This window comes from Burkholderia sp. AU28863, from assembly GCF_002223195.1.
Lineage (GTDB): Bacteria > Pseudomonadota > Gammaproteobacteria > Burkholderiales > Burkholderiaceae > Burkholderia > Burkholderia sola.
Genome location: NZ_NKFE01000005.1, coordinates 1,519,897 through 1,539,409 on the forward strand (window position 1 = coordinate 1,519,897; position 19,513 = coordinate 1,539,409).

Consider the following 19,513-nt stretch of genomic DNA (forward strand, 5'->3'; position numbering starts at 1 on the left):
AAGCATTCCAGGAGGCGGCACGACTGCTTCCGGCCGGCATGCCGGCCGCGGCTTTCAGGACGACCGCCACGACACGCGACGGCCGCCGTGCCGAACTCAAAACACGCGGTCCACCCAGCCGTGGCGATCGGCTTCGCGCCCGTTCTGGATATCGAGCAGCGCCGCCTTCAGCCGCGACGTGACCGGCCCCGCGCCGCCCTCGCCGATCGTGAAGTCGTACGCGCGCCCCTTCACCCGGCCGATCGCCGTCACGACCGCCGCCGTGCCGCACGCGAACGCCTCGACCAGCCGACCGCTGCGCGCGTCCGCCTGCCACTGCTCGATCGTGTAGCCCTCCTCCCGCACCGTGTAATTCAGTTCCCGAGCCAGCGTGATCAACGACGCGCGCGTGATGCCCGGCAGAATCGTTCCGTTCAGCGGCGGCGTCTGGATCGACCCGTCGTCGAACACGAAGAACACGTTCATCCCGCCCAGTTCCTCGATCCAGCGGCGTTCGACCGCATCGAGGAACACGACCTGCTCGCAGCCTTCGCGAGTCGCCTCCGCCTGTGCGGCCAGGCTCGCCGCATAGTTGCCGCCGCATTTCGCGTCGCCCGTGCCGCCCGGCGCCGCCCGCGTGTACTGCTCCGACACCCACAGCGTCACCCCCGACGCGCCGCTCTTGAAGTACGCGCCGACCGGCGTCGCGATCACGCAATACAGATACTCCGGCGACGGCTTCACGCCGAGCACCGCCTCCGTCGCGATCATGAACGGCCGCAAATACAGCGCCGCGCCGTCGAACGCCGGAATCCAGTCGCGATCGGCGCGGACCAGCGCGCGTACCGATTCGACGAACATCGCCTCCGGCAACGGCGCCATCGAGAGCCGCTCGGCTGAATGACGAAAGCGCCGCGCATTCGCATCGGGACGGAACAACGCCGCGCCGCCGTCCGGCAGCCGGAAGGCTTTCAAGCCCTCGAAGATTTCCTGCGCGTAGTGCAGCACGAGCGTCGCCGGATCGAACCGGAACGGTTCGCGCGGCCCGATTTTCGCGTGATGCCACCCTTCGTCCGCCGAGTACCGGATCGTCACCATGTGATCCGTGAACACACGGCCGAAACCGGGATTGTCGAGCAGCGCGGCGCGCTCGGCCGCCGCGACGGGGTGAGGATTGGGTTCGAATTCGAAGTGCTGGACGGAATCGGTGCTCATCGTTTGCCCCTTGATCGGCAGCGGGACCGTCCCGGCTGCTACGGGCAAAAATTTATCGTAGAAAAAATAATTTCAGGTTGCGTGTTCGCCTTAAGATGGACGCGGTTTGGCAATTCCATGCTGCAAAACTCGAAAACCCGGGCACCGCGTGCCTCAACCGAATAGGTCGGACCCATGGCCGTCATCGAACTGGACGAAATCGACCGTCGCATTCTGAAAGTGCTTCAGGAAGATGGGCGAATCCAGAACGTGGAACTGGCGCAGAAGGTGGGGCTGTCGCCGTCACCGTGCCTGCGTCGCGTCAAGCAGCTGGAACAGGCGGGCGTCATCGAGCGCTACGCGGCGCTGCTCGACGCATCGAAGATCGGCGCGGGGTTGACCGTCTTCGTCCGCATCTGGCTGACGAGCCAGGACGCGAAAACCGTCGACCGTTTCACCGAGGCGGTTCAACGTCTTCCACAGGTTCTCGAGTGCCACTTGATGGCGGGCGATTGCGATTGCCTGCTGCGTGTCGTCACCGCCGATATCGACGCCTATCGGCAACTCCAGATCGACCACCTGACCCGGATCGAAGGGGTGCAGAGCGTGAAGACCGAGATTCCGATGCAGAAGATCAAGCAGACTTCCGTGCTTCCGCTTTGATCGTGCCCGGCGTCAGGAAACGTCGGCGCGTCGTGTCGAACCGGGGCTCGCGTCAGCGATCGGGGGCATGTATCGAACCCTCACGCGCGACCGGATGAATGCGCGTATCGTTCGCGGAGCCATGCAGCCTCCGCGAACGGCATTGGCGTCAGAAGTGATGCAGCAGCGCGATACGCGCGACATATTGATTCGGGCCTGACGAGATATCGGCGGCGCCCGGAATGTACGCGTAGTCGAAGTCGGTTCCCGTGTGCGCGTTCATCGCATGCTGATAGACGCCCTCGACGAATACCGACGTACGTTTCGACACGTCGTAATTCACCTTCGTGCTCAGTTGATGCCACTTCGGATTGAACGCGCCGACCGTCGATGCGACGCGGGCCTGCGTGTACGTGTATGCCGCGCCGACGTAAAACGCAGTCGTGAAGTGATAGAGGCCGTTCACCTCGAAGTTGTCGAATTTCCACGATTTCCACGCACCGCCCGCCGGCTGCGTCGTACCGGTGAAATACGCGTTCGAAGTCGGGTCGTAGACGTCGACGTGCGAATACGTGAATCCCACGAGCGCATTCGAGAACGCATAGTTCACGCCGATGCCGATGTTCTGCTGCGACGACGCATCGAACGTGTTGTCGCCGGTGATCGCCCCGCTCGAATCGGCATTGCGTGCGTGATTGATCTTCAGATACGACGCGCCGACCGTCAGCCCGCCCTGCTGGTATTGCAGCGCGGCGCCATACAGGCGGTTGTTCGCGAAGCCGCCCGCCTGATTGCTGAACCCGTACATCGCCTCCGCGGTCATGCCGTGCCACACCGGCGACACGTACTTGACCGCGTTATTCACGCGGAACGAGTAGTCGGTGTTGTCGTTGTCGTACGGATGCGAGAACAGGTAGCCGGTCCAGTTGCCATTCGCGGTGAGCGGCGAGAAGAGATCGACGCTCGGGTCGTACTGGCGACCGAACGTCAGCGTGCCGTATCGATCCGACGCGATGCCGACGAAGGCCTGGCGGCCGAACTCCCGACCACCCTGGTTCATTTTGCCGGTGTTGACGTCGAAACCGCTTTCGAGCGTGAAAATCGCCTGGTAGCCCGCGCCAAGATCTTCCGTGCCCTTGATGCCCCAGCGGCTGCCGTAGTCATAGCCGCTTTGCAGTTGCACGGTTCCGTGCCCGCGTGCGTTGCTCGTGTAGTTGATACCGTCTTCGATCTTGCCATACAGCGTCACGCTGCTCTGCGCATGTGCGGCCGCAGCAAGCAACGCGGCGGGCGCGACGATCCCCCAACGCTTGTTCATGACGATTTACCCCCAAGTCTTTCGTTTGCCGGTCGTAACGCTTCCGCGCTGCGTATATGCCGCGTCGAGGCTGCTCGGCGATGCGACGGGCGCAGTGTAATGAGCCGATTTTCTGCTGTTAGCCCCTCGCGGCAGGAAGGTGCTCTTCAAAATGGGGGATGTTTGTCAGTGCGGAAAACGGCTAAGGGGCGGTTGAAAAGCACACCGGCCCGCATTCCATCGACAGTCGCGAGCCGTTTGGCGCGTGGCCCGGATCGCTGCATGGACGCACGACGGCATGGATTTTTCCGTCACGCGGCGCCGCGGCCTGGCATTGAATTTCAGCGGGACGCTGCGGCGGACTGGAGCAGCATGGCCGGAACGGAGATCCGGGGATCCGTCCGTGTCGATCGAAGGCTATGACAAGGTGCGAGATGGATCGTCGATTCGCGCTAACGGCGCTATCGACCCGCCGTCGATCCGCATGGCGGTTGGCAACGAAAACACTTGCGATTTGCTCCGCACTCGCGAGTTGAAGCACGCGCAGATCGTGCGGGCACCGACCTCCGCGACCTTACCCATGTCACGGCGCGGCGATCAACGCCTGGACCAGATTCGCGGCGATCGGGCGCCCGAGGCCGGTCACGTAGTCGTATCCGGTTGCCGCCGTGCAAAGCGTGCCGCATGCGCCGTTCGAGCCGCTGACGATGTCGCGGAAGTTCGTCGCGTAGGCGCTCGACGCGAGCCCGTACAGCACGCTCTGGATCGCGCTCACCGCGTTCAGCGTCGTCTTGCCACGCGCGATGCGCGCGCTGTTCGCGATCGCGATCAACGCGGACCATTGCGGTGCGCCCGCGCTCGTGCCGCCGACGACGAACCACCCGCTCTGCCCCGCATAGCCGTACGAATCGTAGACCGCGAAGCCGGACGCCGGGTCGGCATCATAGGCGACGTCGGGCAGGCCGCGCAGCCCGAGGCTATCCGACGGCATCCCGAAGTTCGACTGATACGTCGGCACCGTCTCGACGGCGCTCTGCCCGCCGCCGCTGCCGGCCCACGCCGTTTCGTCGGCATATGCGCCGCTCGCATCGGTTGCGATCGACGTGCCGCCGACGCTCAGCACATACGGCGACGCGGCCGGGTAGTCGATCCCGTTGCCGCCGTCGCCTGATGCCGCGACGAACGACACACCGTTCGCGCTGGCGAACTGCCCGTCGAATTGCGTTTCGGCCAGGAACTCGGCGCTCCCCCAGCTGATCGACACGACCTTCGCACCGACCCCGCCCGGTGCCGGCCGCGTCGCGAGTGCGACCGCGCTCATCAGGTCATCGAGCGAACTCGATGCGGCTTCGACCAGCACGATCCGCGCATTCGGTGCGATCGCGTGCGCCCACTGCACGTCGAGCGAACTCTCGAGTGCCCACAAGGCATCGGGCGGCGGTGGACGCTTGTCGGCCGTCGCGTACACCTTCGTGAAGCAGTGCGGCGACGCGCACGGCGGCAGGCCGAACGTGCGGCTGAACAATCGCAGATCGGCCTCGACGTTCGGATTGTCGTACGCATCGACGATCGCGATGATCTGATCGTCGCCACCGTAGCCGCGCGCCGGCAACGGGTCGAACCCGTAGAAACGGCGAATCTGCTGCGGCGACAGGCCCGCCGGATTCCGTTTCGCGGCCCCATGCAGATGGAGCGGCGGCCGTGCAAACCCGCTCGGCGCGCGATGCGCAGACTGTGCGAACGACACGCCGGACATCAGCGCGATGCTCGCCGATACGGCCAGCATGCACAGCGCACGCGCAAACGAAGCTCGCTTCATGGTGTTCCCCGTTGGCAAAGGAGCCGGCGCGCGTCAGTGCACCTTCGCGCTCGTGAACGACAGCGACTTGCCCGCGCCCGCGATGACCAGCCAGTTGACCGGATCGGTGATCACGACCGTCGCGCTGCCGCTTTTCACGCTCGGCAACTGGTACGTGCTCTTCGGCAACAGCCACGTCATGTCCTGCAGACTGGTCGGCTGCGTCGCGCTGAACGTCCAGCTGGCGCCGGTATCGGTCGCCGTCCAGTTCACGAGCAGACGGCGCCGGTCGAACTGCGTGAGCTGATCCATCGTGAACCACTTGAACTGGCCGGTCGTCGCCAGCGACGACGCGTAGCCGAGAATCGCCGTGACGACGTTCGGATACCATGACGCGCCCAGCGGGTGCATGTAGATCAGCCGGCTCGTGCGGTTCGCGACGACGAAATCCATCAGCGACGTGTACCAGTTCAGGACGTCCGTTGTCGGCACCGCGAACTCCTGGAACTCCTCGAACGTCGCATACTTGCCGAACGGCATCACCGGGAACGCCCAGATGCCCGGATTCAGCAGCGAACCGTTGCGATACGCACGCGTTTGCGCATTGCCGGTATGGCCGGTGAAGTAGTAGCCGGAGTAGCCGTTCGATTCGAGCCAGTTCACCGCCCATGTCGGCGTATTGCCTTCCGGGGCCGCCCACTCGACGTCCGGCTTGCCCGTCACCGACTGGACCGCATTGTGGTTCAGCACCAGATACTGCGTGAACGTGCTCGCGTTGGCTTCGCTCGCGTTCGCCCCCCAGTAGTCGTGCGCCCAGCCGCCGTGGCTGCCGACCTTGTGCCCGCGCTTGAGCAGGAACGCGACCAGTTGCTTCGCCTGCGTATTGTTCGTCAGGTTGATGCCGAGACCGTCGCCGATCGTCACGTCGTCGGGGCCGGCCGTCATCACGATCGAATACGGGCCGCTGTTCCAGACGCCGTAGTTCTTCAGGTACTGCGCGGGCTGAATCTGATCTCGTGCACAGAAGTGCCAGTTCAGGACCATCCCGGCCTGCGCACGCGGCTGCAGCGACAGGTGCGGCATCGACAGGATGTTCGTCGTGAAGTAATGCAGGAAGCCGTGGATCGGCATGCTGTCGGTTTGCCCGCCGAGATATGCGAGCGGCAGGTTGACGAACATCACGCCGCCGTTTCCATACGCCTGATAGCCGGCCACGAGCCCGAAGTTCGGCGACGTCAGCAGCGTCGTGCCCGTATACGTGCCTTGCGTGACGTAGCTCGGATAGGTGAGGAAGCCGTATACGTAGCCGGAAATGCCTTCGAGCACGTCGGTCGCCGCGGCGGGCGACGCGCTCGCGAGCGACGTCGCGCCATTCACCGCCGTCGATGCCGACGACAGCCTCGTCGAGGTCGGCGAGTACGATCCGGCTCCGACCTTTGCGCCGGCCGACACGCGCCCGAGATTCAGCGGCACGCCGGTCATGCGCCCGTTCACCGTCTTGTACGTGAAATACGCCTGATGGTTGTAGCCGGCAAGCCCGCCGGGGTTCGACGTGCTCGGCTGCAGGTAGAGCAGCGGGTTCGTCGTCGAGCCGGTCGACGGAGTCGACGTGGTTGCGGTCAGCGCGGTCGCGGCCGTCGTCGAGCCCGGCCACGGCATCGACTTCCCCGGCGGAATCTGTAGCGCGCGCAACGTGCTGCCCATGCCGGTCACGTTGCCGAGGCCGATCATGTTTCCACCGAGCGTGTCGTAGAGCACGTAGTTGACGCCGGCCATCGAGCTGAAGCGCGACTGCCCGGCCGGATAGAAACCCGTCGCGTTCAGTATGCCGAAATCATAGACGAGCATCACGCGCCCGCCGTTCAACGCGTAGCTCTGGATAGCGGTCACGAGCGTATCGTCGGCGACCGTATGCACCTGGTCCGGCAGGATGAGTCCCTGGTACTGCTGCAGCGACGTGCCGCCCTGCTTGAATTGCGTGTCGCTGATCAGCGAGATCTGCAGCCCCTCCTCCGCCGCGGAATCGAGCCACGCGGACACACGCGGGTCCGGCAGCGTGAAGTTGTCCGGCAGCAGCAACAGCAACTGGTTCGACAGCGCGCTCGCCCGCCCGGGTGCCAACGTCATCAGGCAAACGGAGAAGACGATCAGAAAGGCTCGTAGGGTCCGGATTGACTTGGCCGACATTTTTTCTCTCCCCGTAGGAGGTGGGATGACAGCCGATGCTTCACTCGTCACTGCGTGCGCGTTGCGCTCATCGTGATCGAGCGGTCCGCGTCCGGATCGGGGCGCGCCATCGGCTGGCGGCGCAGAGCGAGCGTGCCGTGTTTCGGACGCCCCGCGACGCATGCGCGTCGATTTGTCGGACGATCAGGAGTGCATGGCGACTATCGTTCCTACCGCCCCCGGGTGAAGCGAACAACGTGCCAGTCTCGCGACTGCGTTGTCGGGACGGCCCGCGGCGACGTCAAGCATCCGGCACGGGAAAACCGGGCCAAAAACGTTACAGCGCCGATACGGCACACGTGGCAGGTAATGGAGCGAAGCCGGCGGGAACCGTCGCGATAGATGTGAGGCTGTTCGGTGCTGCGTCGGATGGCGCTCCCGATCGCTGCCCGCCTTGTCGGGCATCGGCAAGCGCGCGGGGAATCAACGGAAAATGATTCTGCCGTGCAACACCGGCACGGCACGCGTGTGGCTCGTGCCGTGCTCGCCTGCACGGCGTGCGGTTTTGCCTGCAAAGTTCAGCCGAGCTGCTCCCACGGCTGCGGAGCCGTGATCGCTGGAAGCGCCCGCATGAAGCAAACCGCCGGCCCTATCGCACCAGCACCATTTTTACGCAGGTCGGGCCGAGTGGTTCGCCGTTGCCGGCAGAAGTCCTGAGCGGGGACACCTCCACGGACATGCCCTGCCGTTCGAAGGCATCGAAAATCCAGCGACCGTGCTCGCCATAGCGGGGTTGACGGCTGAATCCCATGGACTCCAGCGCCCGCGTGAACTGCGCGAAATCCGGCTCACATGTCGTCGGCAGCGGGGAAGCCTGGGTTCCTGGAATCGGGTCAAAGATCAGATCCACTCGCGGACCTGTATCATCGCGCGCCCACCGTTGGAGGCTGAACGCCCAGTTGCCCTGCAGGCGTTGGCCGTAGCCGAATCCATCTTCACTCGACACTTCGGTCTGCACGCCAAAGATGCGGCGCACCGTTTCGGGCGTGATGTCGGTCACGCGATTGCTGGCCTGAATCAGCTCGAGCATGCGTTGTAGCGCCTGCGTTGCAGTCAGGCTCGCCGGGGATCGGGATTCGACGCGCGAACCCGATGCCGCTTCGTCCGCGGACTGCCCATGCACGCTGCCGAATGGCAGGCATAGACTCAATACGGTCAGGATGGCGAAATAGGCCGACAGCTGGCGACCGGCGCGCGCACCTGAAATCGTGCGATTTCTGATTGCTGTCTTTGTCATAGGAAATTGACGATGGTTTTATCAATCGACTGAAAACGATGGACAACCCGACGGCGTCGCCGGCATTTTGCTGGCCCGCTCCTTCGCTTCAGATCACGACCGGTTCCACAATCACGGTTCCCCCGCGCTCAGAACCTGGCATTGACCCGCACATATGCCGACTGCGCCGACACATGGCCCGTATTGATCGTCGCATCCAGCCCGAGCGATACCGTGGTCGTCTTGGCGGCCTGCAGCGTGACGCTGGCGCCCGTGGTCAGGAACGAGCGCGGCAGGTCTGTACCCGGCGCCGCGAACACGGTCCCGTCCTGGCTCTGCACCTGGACGACGCGGCTGCCGCGCAGGACCTCGTGCGCATAGCCGACGCGAAGCTGGACGTCGACCGGACGCACCGCGTCGCCGAACGCCCTGTCGAGCGACACACCCACGTACGGCTGGAGGCTCCTCGCGCTGTCGGAGCCGACGTGCAGGTTCTGGCCGTTGGCGCCGTCCTCGCTGAAGCCGTTGCCGCGCACGTATGCATACCGCAGCCCGACGTGCGGCGCGAACCGGAAGCCGCCGGCCGCCATCGGCAGGCTGGCCTGCGTAGCGGCGGTGAATTCGTGGCCGAGATGGTCGCCTTCGGCGGTACCCACGCTACCGAATGGCCGCTTCTGCGACAGGAAATCGAGACCGTAGCCGAGCGCGGCCGACAGGTTGACCGCGCCGATCGGCTGCGCGCCGTACAGCGCGACGCGCAGCGTGTCGATAGCGCCCGATGCGCCTGTCGTGTCTTCGGACAGCGCGGTATGCGTGTAGCCGCCGGCCACACCGACCGTGGCGTCGCCGAGCCGTCCCTGCCCGCCCGCCAGAAACCCGTACGCATGCGTGAGGAAGCCCGGCACGCTGCGCGTGCCGCCCACCTTGGTGCTGGAACCGCTGGCAACGGCCCACACGTTGCCGGAGCCGGCCGCGTTATCGTCCGGGCCCGCCAGACGCCCGAGCAGCGTCGAACTGGCGCTCTGCGCCTGCAGCAAGGCTGTCGTGCCGAGCGCCGTGTAGATCGACGTCCGGGTCGGCGCGATGATCGTCGGGCCGGCCGGCGTACTGGGCCCGGTCGGCTCGGCGAGCAGCAGGTCGACCGCGTTGGCGCCGTAGTCCACCGACGATTGCAACGCGCCGAGATTCGCGCCGGCCGTGGCGGTGCCGACGTTCGCGAAATGGCCGGTCACGCCGTTGGACGCGCTCAGCACGGTGTAGCGGCGGGCGGTATAGGTGCCGGGATCGAACAGGACGGCCAACGCGCCGCCGAGCGTCGCGGCGCCGCCTACGCGCAGTTGCGATGCTTCGGTCGGGCTGACCTCGATCGACAGCGTGCCGCCGGCCGTCTGCGTATAGTTGCCGCCCACCGACAGCGTTCCGATCGAGCCGCCCGGCGCGACCACGCCGCTGCTGCTGACGTCGCCCGATATCGTGCCATGGCCGCGCAACGCGCCGAGCGGATTCACCACGACATTGCCACCCAGCACCGCAGCGGCATTCGCCGCGTCGCCGACGGCCAACGTACCGCCCGCCACCGTCGTCGTTCCGGAGAACGCGTTGCTGACACCGTTCAGCGTCAGCATGCCCGTGCCCTGTTTGACCAGGCCGCCGGTGCCGACGAGACTGCCGCCGAATGTTTGCGACGAGTCGTCGGACAGCGTGAGCGCGCCGCCGCCCAGCACCACGCGGCTGCCTGCCACGCCGGACAGATGCGCGACCGTCTGGCTACCGGCCGCGGACAGGTCGAGCGCGGCCACGGGGCCGGCGAGCGTGACCGACGTGGACGACGCCAGCCGACCGGCGCCCGACAACGCGAGCGTGCCCGCGTTGACCGTCGTCGCTCCTGTATAGGTGTTCACGCCGGACAGCGTCTGCGTACCGCCCGCAACCGTCAGCCCGCCGCTGCCGCTGACGGTTCCGCCAAACGTGCCGGCCGCATTGGCGAGCGTCAGCGTGCGGCTGCCCAGCGCGACCGTGCCGCTGCCGGTGAGCGCGTTGATCGTGGCGCCGGAGGGGGTTGCCGAGATGTCCAGCGTGCCGTTGTTGACGACGCCGCTCGAGGCGGAAATGCTGCCGGCGCCGGTCAGCGCCAGCGTGCCGGCATTGAGCGTGGTGGTGCCCGTATAGGCATTCGCCGCCGACAGCGTTTGCGTACCGCCCGCCACCGTCAGCCCGCCACTGCCATTGACGGTCCCGGCGAACGTGCCGGCCGCATCGGCGAGCGTCAGCGTGCGGCTGCCCAGCGCGACCGTGCCCGTGCCGGTGAGCGCATTGATCGTCGCCCCGGCGGTCGTCCCCGAGATGTCGAAGGTACCGTTGTCGACGACGCTGCTGGACGCGGCGATGCTGCCCGCCCCGGTCAGCGCAAGCATGCCGGCATTGACCGTGGTGGTGCCCGTGTAGGCATTCGTCCCCGACAGCGTTTGCGTACCACCCGCCACCGTCAGCCCGCCGCCGCCATGGACGGTCCCGGCGAACGTACCGGCCGCATTGGCCAGCGTCAGCGTGCGGCCACCGAGCGCAACGGCGCCCGTACCGGTGAGCGAGCTGATCGTGGCCCCGGCGGCGGTCCCCGAGATGTCGAACGTGCCGTTGTTGGCGATTCCGCTGGAGGCGGCGACGCTACCCGAGCCGCTTAATGCCAGCGTGCCGGCGTTGATCGACGTTGCACCGGTAAAGCCGTTGGCGCCCGAAAGGATCTGCGTGCCGCCCGCCACGGTAAGCCCGCCGCTGCCGCCAATCGCGCCGCTGAACGTGCCGGCCGCATTGGCCAGCGTCAGCGTCCGGCCGCCCAGCGCGACCGTGCCCGTGCCGGTCAGCGCATTGATCGTCGCTCCGGCGGTCGTCCCCGAGATGTCGAACGTGCCGTTGTCAACGACGCCGCTGGAAGTAGCCATGCTGCCCGCGCCGATCAGCGCGAGCGTGCCGGCGTTGATGACGGTGCTCCCCGCATAGCCGGCGGCGCCGGATATGGCGAGCGTGCCGCTTCCCGCCTGCACGAGGCTGCCCGTCCCGCTGATGGTGCCGCCATACGACACCGTGTCGCTGCGGTTGAACGCCAACGTGCCGTTGTTGACGATGTTGCCGGCGACGGAGCCCGTGGTCCCGCCGCTGCCGATCTGCAGCGTGCCGGCGCTGATCGTGGTGTCGCCGGTATAGGTGTTGTCTCCCGTCAGCGTGACCGTTCGGCCGCCGCGCACGGCCACGTTGCCCGCCCCGGATACCACGCCTGAAACCACGAGACCGGTCGAGCGGGAATCGAAGGTCACGCGGGACGCGGCATCGCCGAGCGTGACCTGGTTGGACAGCGAGAGCCCTGCGGAGGCCGCGGTGATGGTGGTCGTCGCCCCGGCCGTCACCTCGAGGTTACCGACGATGTCGGACCCGGTGAGCAACTGCAGCGTATTGTTCGCGCCGTTGAACCGGATGGCGGCCGCGCGCGTCACGCCGTCCGCGTACAAGCCGCCGGCGATCGTGCCGCCGTTGATGACGACATCGCCGCCATTGGCGATGACGCCGGCTCCGGCGGCCCCGCCGTTGCCGGCGCCGCCGGTGATCGTGCCGAGGTTGCTCAGCACGGTGAAGCCGCCAGCCAGGTTGACGCCCGCGCCGCTGGCGCCGGCCGTGCTTGCGCCGCCGCCGCTGACGCCGCCCACGCCACCGACGATGGTCCCGAGATTGGTCACCTGCGAACTGGCCCCCAAGGTCAGCAGCCCGTCGCCGCCCCCGCCGCCGCCGCCCGGGTTTCCGCCGCCGCCCCCGTTGCCGCCGTTTCCGCCGATGAGCGTCCCCTGGTTCGTCACCTGGGCCACCGGTATCACCATGACCAGCCCACCGCCACCGCCTCCGCCACCGCCGCCGTTCGAGGCAAACCCCGATGTGCCGGCCCCGCCGTTCCCGCCGGCGCCGCCCTGCACGGTCACGCCGTTGTTGACGGTCACGCTGGTGCCGGTCGAATACACGCCCGCGCCGCCGCCGCCGGCGCCACCGGCAAAATTGAATCCATCGAAGGCCTGGCCTGCGCCGCCTTGCACGTTCACGTTGACCACCACATCGCCGGCGAGCACCACCGCGGGCGCGCCGCCGGGGCCGCCCTGGCCGCTGTCGTTCGTCGCGCCGGTGCCGCCTGTCCCGCCTGACGTGGCGCCGCCGGGAACCTGGACCGTGGCGGAGCCTCCGCCCAACGTGGAGGAACCACCGCCACCGCCGTTACCGCTGCCGCCGTTGCCGCTTCGGTCCGGGATGCCATCGCCGCCGGGGGCGCTGCAATTCGCGATGGTGCCGGCAGAGCACGTGACGGCCCAACCGGGGACGGCCGCACCGGCCAGGCCGAGCGACACGCCGATTGAAACGATGGAAGCGATGGAAGCGCAGCGGCGCGCGGGCGTGGCGCCATGGCCGGCGTCGACTCCGCCGTGTGACGCCCTCGTGCGTTCGGATACCACTTGCGGAGCACGCAAGCTACGGCTCCAGACCAGCCGATAGACCCGGTTCATGTCGATCCCCTCGGTGCATAGACCCATGGGCCTGGCGCTGGTCACGGAGAGGCTGTACCGATGGCGCGACGGACCCGTCGTTGTTGTCTTTCTATGCCGCGCCGGTCCGCGAATACTGATTGTGTTGGCTTATCGGTCGGGGCGCATGCGCGCGCAATATAACACCTGCCCCGAACACACATCCAGGGCTGTCGCGGGGCCGCCACTTTTCCGGGTGCGAGGGGAAGATACGGCACGGCAAACTACCTCTCACGATCGAGCCTGGCAACAAATGCTCGACTTACATCGTCGCTTCGTCGCAGCCTTCGCGTCGCGCTCGCCACCCACGCCGATATGTCGTCGACGCATGTCCGGGCATGCCCTTGAACGCATGACTGAATGCGCTCGTTCATCACGATCGCCCGGAAAAGTCGGCACTGCCTCCTTAGCGCGCCAGAACCCGCTCCACCAACCTCACGAAATAACTCGCCCCCACCGGCAGCAACGCATCGTTGAAGTCATAGCTGGCGTTATGCAGCAGGCAAGGCCCGCCGCCATGCCCATGCACGCGATGATCGCCCGCCCCGTTCCCGAGGAATGCATAGCAACCCGGCTTCTCGCGCAGCATGAACGAGAAATCCTCCGCCGCCATGGTCGGATCGACGGCGGCGTTCACATGCGCGTCGCCCACCAGCTCGCGCATCACCGCCACCGCCACCGCCGTCTGCCCGGCGTCGTTCACGGTGGCCGGATACTGGCGCTGGAAATCCACCTCGCTCTCGCAATCGAAGGCCGCGGCCGTTGCGGCCGCCACGGCGCGCATGCGCGTCTCGATCAGATCGAGCGTCGCCTCGGAAAAGGTCCGCACCGTGCCGCCGAGCCACGCATCGGTCGGCACCACGTTCATCGCCTCGCCCGCATGCACCTGCGTGACCGATAGCACCGCGCCGTCGATCGGATTGCGGTTGCGCGTGACGATGCCCTGCAGCGCGCTCAGCACCTGTCCCGCCGCGAACACCGGATCGCGGCCCAGGTGCGGCATGGCCGCGTGGCAGCCGGCGCCGCGCAAGTCGATCCGGAACAGGCTGGTCGACGCCATCAGCGGCCCCGGCCGCACCGCGAAATCGCCGGCCGCGATGCCGGGCCAGTTGTGCAGCCCGAACACGGCATCCACCGGGAAGCGCTCGAACAGGCCGTCCTCGATCATCGCGCGCGCGCCGCCGCCCGCTTCCTCGGCCGGCTGGAAGAACAACTGCACGGTGCCGTCGAACTCGCCATGCCGCGCCAGATGGCGCGCGGCCCCCAGCAGCATCGCGGTGTGCCCGTCGTGGCCGCACGCATGCATCGCGCCGGGCACCGTCGAACGATGCGCGAACGTGTTGGCCTCGTGCACGGGCAGCGCATCCATGTCGGCGCGCAGGCCGATCGCACGCGCGCTGCCGCCGCGCTTCAAGGTGCCGACCACGCCGGTACGGCCGACGCCGCGCGTGACGGCGTAACCCCACTGCTCGAGCCGCTCGGCGACGAGTTCGGCGGTGCGGAACACGTCGTAGCCCACCTCGGGATGGGCATGGATGTCGCGGCGTATCGCCGTCAGTTCGTCGGCGTGTGCGACGATGGAGTCGATCAGTTTCATGCGGAAGGAAGCGTTTTTGTCGGTCGTCGCGGCGCGGCGGCGGGCCGGCCATGCCGCCCGCCGCCGCGCCGCGAGGCATCGGATCAGATATGGAACAGCTGCGCCACCAGGGTCGCGCCGATGAAGGTGCCGGCATTGGCCACGAACGACACCAGCACGATGCGCCAGCCGAGCCGGCGGAAGGCCGGGATGTCCTTGGCGATCGACAGCCCCGCGAACACCAGCATCGGCGTGGTCACGCCGAGGAAATCGTTGTGCGAGCTGAGCAAGGCGATTTGCGAAGCCCACGGCGACCACGGCGAGGTCAGGAACATCGCCACCACCGATACCCAGCAGACTGCCGGAATCCGCCGCCCCGTCACACGCGCCAGCGCATCGCCGACGATCGTCGCGCACACCATGATCGCGATTCCCGGCAGTCCCGCCAGCGGGGTGGTGCCGTGGGCGATCCAGTCGCACACCAGCGCCATCGCGGCCGTCACGATCCAGGCCAGCAGCTTGCCGCCGTAGCCGAGCGCGGGCGCCTCGGTCCGCACGTCGCCCAGCGACGGGCTGGCCGCCTCCGGCTGCGCCGACGCCTTGGTGGTGCGGCCGATCAGCGGCTCCAGCACGCGATAGCCCCAGACCGCGAGCGGCAGCGAGATGAACAGCGTGAAGTAGGTGCCGATGGTGGTGGTGATCAGGTTGCTGGCCGCGGCGAACGCGAGCACCGATTTCGCCGTCTCGGGGTCCTGCTGCGCGGCGATCGCACCCGAGGCGGCCGCCATCATGCTGCCCGAGCCGACGCCCGAGCCCATCGCCAGCGCGAGCGGATCGAAGATGCCGAGGCTGCTCACGAAACCCGCGAATACGGCGATGAACACCGCGCCGAACACTGTGCCCGTGAGGTACTCGGCCAGCACGCCGCGGCCCTCGGCCGAATCCATCCCGTACTTCTCGCCGATGATCGCGAGGCTCGGCTCGCGGCCCACCGAGAAGGTCGCGCCAATCGCCTCGCGCTTGATGCCGAGCAGCAACGCAAGCGGCAGGCCGAGCAGGATGGTGCCGACGAAGTGGCCGAATTCCTGGAAAGCCAGCGCCCAGCCCGCCGACGCCAGCTTGGGCAGCGCGCTGCCCACCATCAGCCCGAGCTTGGAGACGAACAGCAGCAGCGCCGGCTGCAGGATCGCGGCCGCGAAGAACTGGTCGGGCACGCTCAGGCGCGCGCTGCTGTTCCAGCGCGCGCTGGCCAGCCCCACCGCGGCGCCGAGCAGCAGCGCCCAGATCATTGGCAGCAGCACGACCTTGCCCGGTCCGAGCTTGAACGTGAACGAGCCGATCCATTCCGCCACCAGCAGGATGCCGGCCGCGTAAAGCAGGACCTTGGCGGTGGCCGCGCCGCCCAGCTCGCGGCGCTCGATACCCAGTGCGTGTTCCATGACGAGTCTCCCCTTGAAGCCCGGCTGCCGACGAATGCGGGCCGGTGATTACAGATAACCGAACGCGGTGGGCGGCGCTTCGGCCGTCTCGACCCACACACTCTTGGTCTGCGTGTATTCGTACAGCGCCTCGACCCCGCTCGAGCGGCCGTAGCCGCTCATGCCGTAGCCGCCGAACGGGGAAGCCACGTTGATGGTCTTGTAGCCGTTGACCCAGAAGGTGCCGGCCTTCACCTGCGCGGCCACGCGATGCGCGCGCGCCACGTCGGTGGTCCAGGCCGCGCCGGCCAGGCCGAAGTCGGTGTCGTTGGCGATCGCGATCGCCTCCTCCTCGGTGTCGAACGGGATGGCCGCCACCACCGGCCCGAAGATCTCGGTGCGCGCCACGTCCATCGCGTTCGACACGCCGGCCAGCACGGTGGGCGCCACGAAGTAGCCGCCGCCCTCCCCGACGCGCTCGGCCGAGCCGCTGGCAAGCGTGGCGCCCGCCGCCACGCCGCGCGCGATCATCGACATCACGTGGTCGTACTGCTTGCGATTGTTGATCGGGCCCACCTCGGTCGCCTCGTCGAGCGGCGCGCCGACACGGATCTTCTTCGCGCCGGCCGCCACCATCGCGACGAATTCGTCGTAGACGGCGCGCTGCACCAGCAGACGCGAGCCGGCCACGCAGCTCTGGCCCGCGCCGGCGAAGATCGCCGCCTGGGCGGTCAGCGCGGCGCGCTTGAGGTCGGCATCGGCGAACACGATATTGGCCGACTTGCCGCCCAGCTCCAGCACACAGGGCAGCACGCGGCGCGCGGCGGCCTCGGCGATGCGCGCGCCGGTGGCCGGCGAGCCGACGAACACCACCTTGCTCACCACGCGATGCGCGATCGCGGCCTGCCCGGCGGTGTGACCGAAGCCGGCCAGCACGTTGACCAGGCCGCGCGGCAGCCCGGCCCGCTCGCCGAGCCTCGCGACCGCCAGCGACGTGAAGGGCGTCAGCTCCGAAGGCTTGAGCAGCACGCCGTTGCCCATCGCCACCGCGGGCGCCACCTGCCAGCCGCAGGTGAACACCGGCGCGTTCCACGGCGTGATCTGCAGCACCACGCCGGCCGGCTCGCGGCGCGTGTAGTTGAGGTGCGAGGTCGGCACCGGGATCACGCTGCCGTAGAACTTGTCGGTCCAGCCCGCGTAGTACTCGAACATCTCGGCGACCTTCGCCACCTCGCCCCGGCAGTCGCGGATCGGCTTGCCCGAGCCCAGCGCCTCCAGCCGCGCGATCGCCTCGGCCTCGGCGCGGATCGCGCGCGCCACGTCCTGCATCACGCGGCCGCGCGCGGCATGCGTGAGCGCCCACCATTCGCGCTGCGCGCGGCGTGCGCTTTCGGCGGCATGGTCGACAACGGCCGCGCCGGCGTCGCGATAGGCGAGCGTGGCCTCGCCCGTCGCCGCATCGTCAAGCTGGATCGTGTCGCCCTGGCCGGCGACGAGCTCGCCGTCGATATACGAACCGATCGTGGCGGCGCCGGGGAAGAAATGCGCGAAGGCGGCGAGCAACTGGTCTGCGTGCTGGGTCATGTCAGGTTTCCGTATAGGTAAGTCGAGCGGGATCGTGGCGCGGGCTGCCGGCCTCATGCAGGGTCGACGAACTCGACGATGCGGTTGAAGTCCTCGCCGTCGGCGACGGAACCCTCGCTGGCGGCCCACACGCGCGCGGCCTCGCGCGCCACCGGCGCGACGCTGTCGAACTGGTCGAGCAGGCCCAGCGCGAGCCGCACGTCCTTGCGCATCAGCTTCATGGTGAAACCGGAATCGAACTTGCCGTTGAAGATCCAGGTCGGGTAGTTGGTCAGCGTCGCGCTGTTGCGGCCGGAGCCGCCGTTGAGCGCGTCGACCAGCTTTTCCGGGTCGACGCCGGCCGCGCGCGCGGTGCGCACCGCCTCGCTGGCGACCAGCAGATGCACGCCGGTCAGCAGGTTGTTGAGCAGCTTGGTGACGTGGCCGGCGCCCACGGGGCCCACATGCACGCGCTTGGCGCTGATCACCGCGAGGATCGGCTCAATGGCCGCGATATCGCTGTCCGAGCCGCCCAGCACCATGGTCATGGTGGCGGTGGCCGCGCCCTTCGGGCCGCCGCTCACCGGGCCGTCGACGAAGCCGATGCCGCGCTCGGCCAGGGCCGCCGCCACGCGCCGTGTGCTGTCCGGATCGGCCGTGGTGGTGTCGATCACGATGCTGCCCGGCTTGGCGTTCTCGAGCACGCCGCCCGCGCCCAGCACCACCGCTTCGACTACCGCCGAGGTCGGCAGCGACAGCAACAGCACGTCGGCGTCGCGCGCGATCTCGGCCACCGAATCGCGCGCCGACAGCACCGCCTGCCCGGCCAGCGCGAGCGCCACGCCGGGCGCCGCGTCGTAGCCGAGCACCGTGTAGCCGCCACGCCGCAGCGAACCCGCCATGCCGCGCCCCATGTTGCCCAGACCGATCACGCCCACCGTTTTCATCCGACGACTCCCGATAGCTGTTGGTTCGAGGCCGGCGCACCAGCTTGCGCCCGCCTTGCATGCCAACGATGTTCGGTCCGGCGACCCGTATAATCAATCAACGCCAATATTGAAATTGTTCTCTTTTTTAGAACACCCGGATCATGAGCGATACCCTTACCGACAGCCGGATCGTCTATTTCTACGAGGCCGTGCGCTGCGGCACGATCCGCGCCGCGGCCGACTGGCTCGACGTGGCGCCCTCGGCCGTGAGCCGCCAGATCGGGCTGCTGGAGAAGGAGCTCGACGCCACCCTGGTGGAGCGCCACGCGCGCGGCGTGACGCCCACCGAGGCCGGACACTGCGTGATCGAGTATTTCCGCGAGCAGCTCGCGCACCGCGACGACCTGATCTCGCGCCTGCAGGAGTTGCGCGGGCTCAAGACCGGCCAGGTCAGCCTGGTGCTCGGCGAGGGCTTCGTGTCGGACCTGCTGGCCGGACCCATGCAGCAGTTCTGCCGGCAGTTCCCCGGGATCCATGTCAACCTCGACGTGGGCAGCACCAACGACGTGATCCGCAAAATCTCGAACGACGAGGGCGAGATTGGCCTGGTGTACAACCCGCCCGCCGAGCCCAAGCTGGTGTCGCGCGCGTCGAAGCGGCAGCCGATGATGGCGATCGTCGGCCCCGACTTCCCGCGCCGCAGCCACAAGGTGCTGACGGTGCAGCAGCTCGCCACCTACCCGCTGGCGGCCACCCATCCGTCCTACGGCACGCGGCAGATGATGGAGGCCGTGGAATACGCCGAGCGCGTACGGCTCACGCCGATCGTCACCACCAATTCGTTCGCGATCCTGAAGGAGTTCGTGAAATCGGGACTCGGCGTCGCGGTGATGCCGGCCTTCGCGGTAACGGCCGAACTACAGGCCAGGGAGCTGTTCGCGATCGACATCGCGCATCCGATTCTCGAGAACGCCGAGGCGCACATGGTCACGCGTGTGGGCCGCAAGCTGTCGGTGGCCGCCAACAAGATGCTGCAGATGATGACGGGGCAGATGCGGGCGTTTCGTTAGGGGGCTGGCCTGGTTCGTGCCGATGCACGAGAAGGTCAACAGGATCGAT

12 protein-coding genes are annotated in these 19,513 nt (G+C 67.6%); 2 read left to right on the top strand and 10 right to left on the bottom strand.

Annotated elements, in window-relative coordinates; all coding sequences use genetic code 11:
• Positions 1 to 96: 96 nt before the first annotated feature.
• Positions 97 to 1,194, bottom strand: a complete 1,098-nt coding sequence (locus CFB81_RS23455; protein WP_069618034.1) for a branched-chain amino acid aminotransferase — start codon at positions 1,192 to 1,194, stop codon at positions 97 to 99.
• 183 nt (positions 1,195 to 1,377) lie between these two features.
• Here CFB81_RS23455 and CFB81_RS23460 point away from each other — a divergent pair, with 183 nt between their 5' ends.
• Positions 1,378 to 1,836, top strand: coding sequence for an Lrp/AsnC family transcriptional regulator (locus tag CFB81_RS23460; RefSeq protein ID WP_069618052.1), 459 nt, complete (start codon positions 1,378 to 1,380; stop codon positions 1,834 to 1,836).
• Positions 1,837 to 1,984: 148 nt separating this feature from the next.
• Here the strand turns inward: CFB81_RS23460 and CFB81_RS23465 are convergent, their stop codons facing one another.
• The 9 genes from CFB81_RS23465 to CFB81_RS23505 form a co-directional block, all read right to left on the bottom strand.
• Positions 1,985 to 3,133, bottom strand: coding sequence for a porin (locus tag CFB81_RS23465; protein ID WP_069618035.1), 1,149 nt, complete (start codon positions 3,131 to 3,133; stop codon positions 1,985 to 1,987).
• Between the two features lie 562 nt (positions 3,134 to 3,695).
• A complete protein-coding gene (locus CFB81_RS23470) occupies positions 3,696 to 4,931 on the bottom strand; it encodes a S53 family peptidase (protein ID WP_069618036.1) in 1,236 nt (411 codons plus the stop codon).
• A gap of 33 nt (positions 4,932 to 4,964) precedes the next feature.
• Positions 4,965 to 7,097, bottom strand: a complete 2,133-nt coding sequence (locus CFB81_RS23475; protein ID WP_089436694.1) for a polysaccharide deacetylase family protein — start codon at positions 7,095 to 7,097, stop codon at positions 4,965 to 4,967.
• Positions 7,098 to 7,725: 628 nt separating this feature from the next.
• On the bottom strand, positions 7,726 to 8,373 hold the full coding sequence (locus tag CFB81_RS23480; RefSeq protein ID WP_089436695.1) for a hypothetical protein: 648 nt from the start codon (positions 8,371 to 8,373) through the stop codon (positions 7,726 to 7,728).
• Between the two features lie 128 nt (positions 8,374 to 8,501).
• Positions 8,502 to 12,890 carry an autotransporter domain-containing protein gene (locus CFB81_RS23485; protein ID WP_089437116.1) on the bottom strand — a complete coding sequence of 1,463 codons (4,389 nt, stop codon included), beginning with the start codon at positions 12,888 to 12,890 and terminating at the stop codon, positions 8,502 to 8,504.
• 424 nt (positions 12,891 to 13,314) lie between these two features.
• Positions 13,315 to 14,505, bottom strand: coding sequence for a M20 aminoacylase family protein (locus tag CFB81_RS23490; protein ID WP_089436696.1), 1,191 nt, complete (start codon positions 14,503 to 14,505; stop codon positions 13,315 to 13,317).
• A gap of 83 nt (positions 14,506 to 14,588) precedes the next feature.
• A complete protein-coding gene (locus CFB81_RS23495) occupies positions 14,589 to 15,923 on the bottom strand; it encodes a DUF3100 domain-containing protein (protein ID WP_069616882.1) in 1,335 nt (444 codons plus the stop codon).
• Positions 15,924 to 15,971: 48 nt separating this feature from the next.
• Entirely contained in the window at positions 15,972 to 17,486 is a 1,515-nt protein-coding gene (locus tag CFB81_RS23500) for an aldehyde dehydrogenase (protein WP_089436697.1), read from the bottom strand.
• A gap of 53 nt (positions 17,487 to 17,539) precedes the next feature.
• Positions 17,540 to 18,412: an NAD(P)-dependent oxidoreductase gene (locus CFB81_RS23505; RefSeq protein ID WP_089436698.1), complete on the bottom strand. Its 873-nt coding sequence runs from the start codon at positions 18,410 to 18,412 to the stop codon at positions 17,540 to 17,542.
• 143 nt (positions 18,413 to 18,555) lie between these two features.
• Here CFB81_RS23505 and CFB81_RS23510 point away from each other — a divergent pair, with 143 nt between their 5' ends.
• Positions 18,556 to 19,464 (top strand): LysR family transcriptional regulator, encoded by a 909-nt coding sequence (locus tag CFB81_RS23510; RefSeq protein WP_089436699.1) that lies wholly within the window; start codon positions 18,556 to 18,558, stop codon positions 19,462 to 19,464.
• The last annotated feature ends 49 nt before the right edge of the window (positions 19,465 to 19,513 follow it).

Excerpts from the sequence above, each read along its gene's own strand:
- CFB81_RS23455 (WP_069618034.1), bottom strand. The coding sequence starts at position 1,194 with ATGAGCACCGATTCCGTCCAGCACTTCGAATTCGAACCCAATCCTCAC.
- CFB81_RS23465 (WP_069618035.1), bottom strand. The coding sequence starts at position 3,133 with ATGAACAAGCGTTGGGGGATCGTCGCGCCCGCCGCGTTGCTTGCTGCG.
- CFB81_RS23470 (WP_069618036.1), bottom strand. The coding sequence starts at position 4,931 with ATGAAGCGAGCTTCGTTTGCGCGTGCGCTGTGCATGCTGGCCGTATCG.
- CFB81_RS23475 (WP_089436694.1), bottom strand. The coding sequence starts at position 7,097 with ATGTCGGCCAAGTCAATCCGGACCCTACGAGCCTTTCTGATCGTCTTC.
- CFB81_RS23480 (WP_089436695.1), bottom strand. The coding sequence starts at position 8,373 with ATGACAAAGACAGCAATCAGAAATCGCACGATTTCAGGTGCGCGCGCC.
- CFB81_RS23485 (WP_089437116.1), bottom strand. The coding sequence starts at position 12,890 with ATGAACCGGGTCTATCGGCTGGTCTGGAGCCGTAGCTTGCGTGCTCCG.
- CFB81_RS23490 (WP_089436696.1), bottom strand. The coding sequence starts at position 14,505 with ATGAAACTGATCGACTCCATCGTCGCACACGCCGACGAACTGACGGCG.
- CFB81_RS23495 (WP_069616882.1), bottom strand. The coding sequence starts at position 15,923 with ATGGAACACGCACTGGGTATCGAGCGCCGCGAGCTGGGCGGCGCGGCC.
- CFB81_RS23500 (WP_089436697.1), bottom strand. The coding sequence starts at position 17,486 with ATGACCCAGCACGCAGACCAGTTGCTCGCCGCCTTCGCGCATTTCTTC.
- CFB81_RS23505 (WP_089436698.1), bottom strand. The coding sequence starts at position 18,412 with ATGAAAACGGTGGGCGTGATCGGTCTGGGCAACATGGGGCGCGGCATG.
- CFB81_RS23510 (WP_089436699.1), top strand. The coding sequence starts at position 18,556 with ATGAGCGATACCCTTACCGACAGCCGGATCGTCTATTTCTACGAGGCC.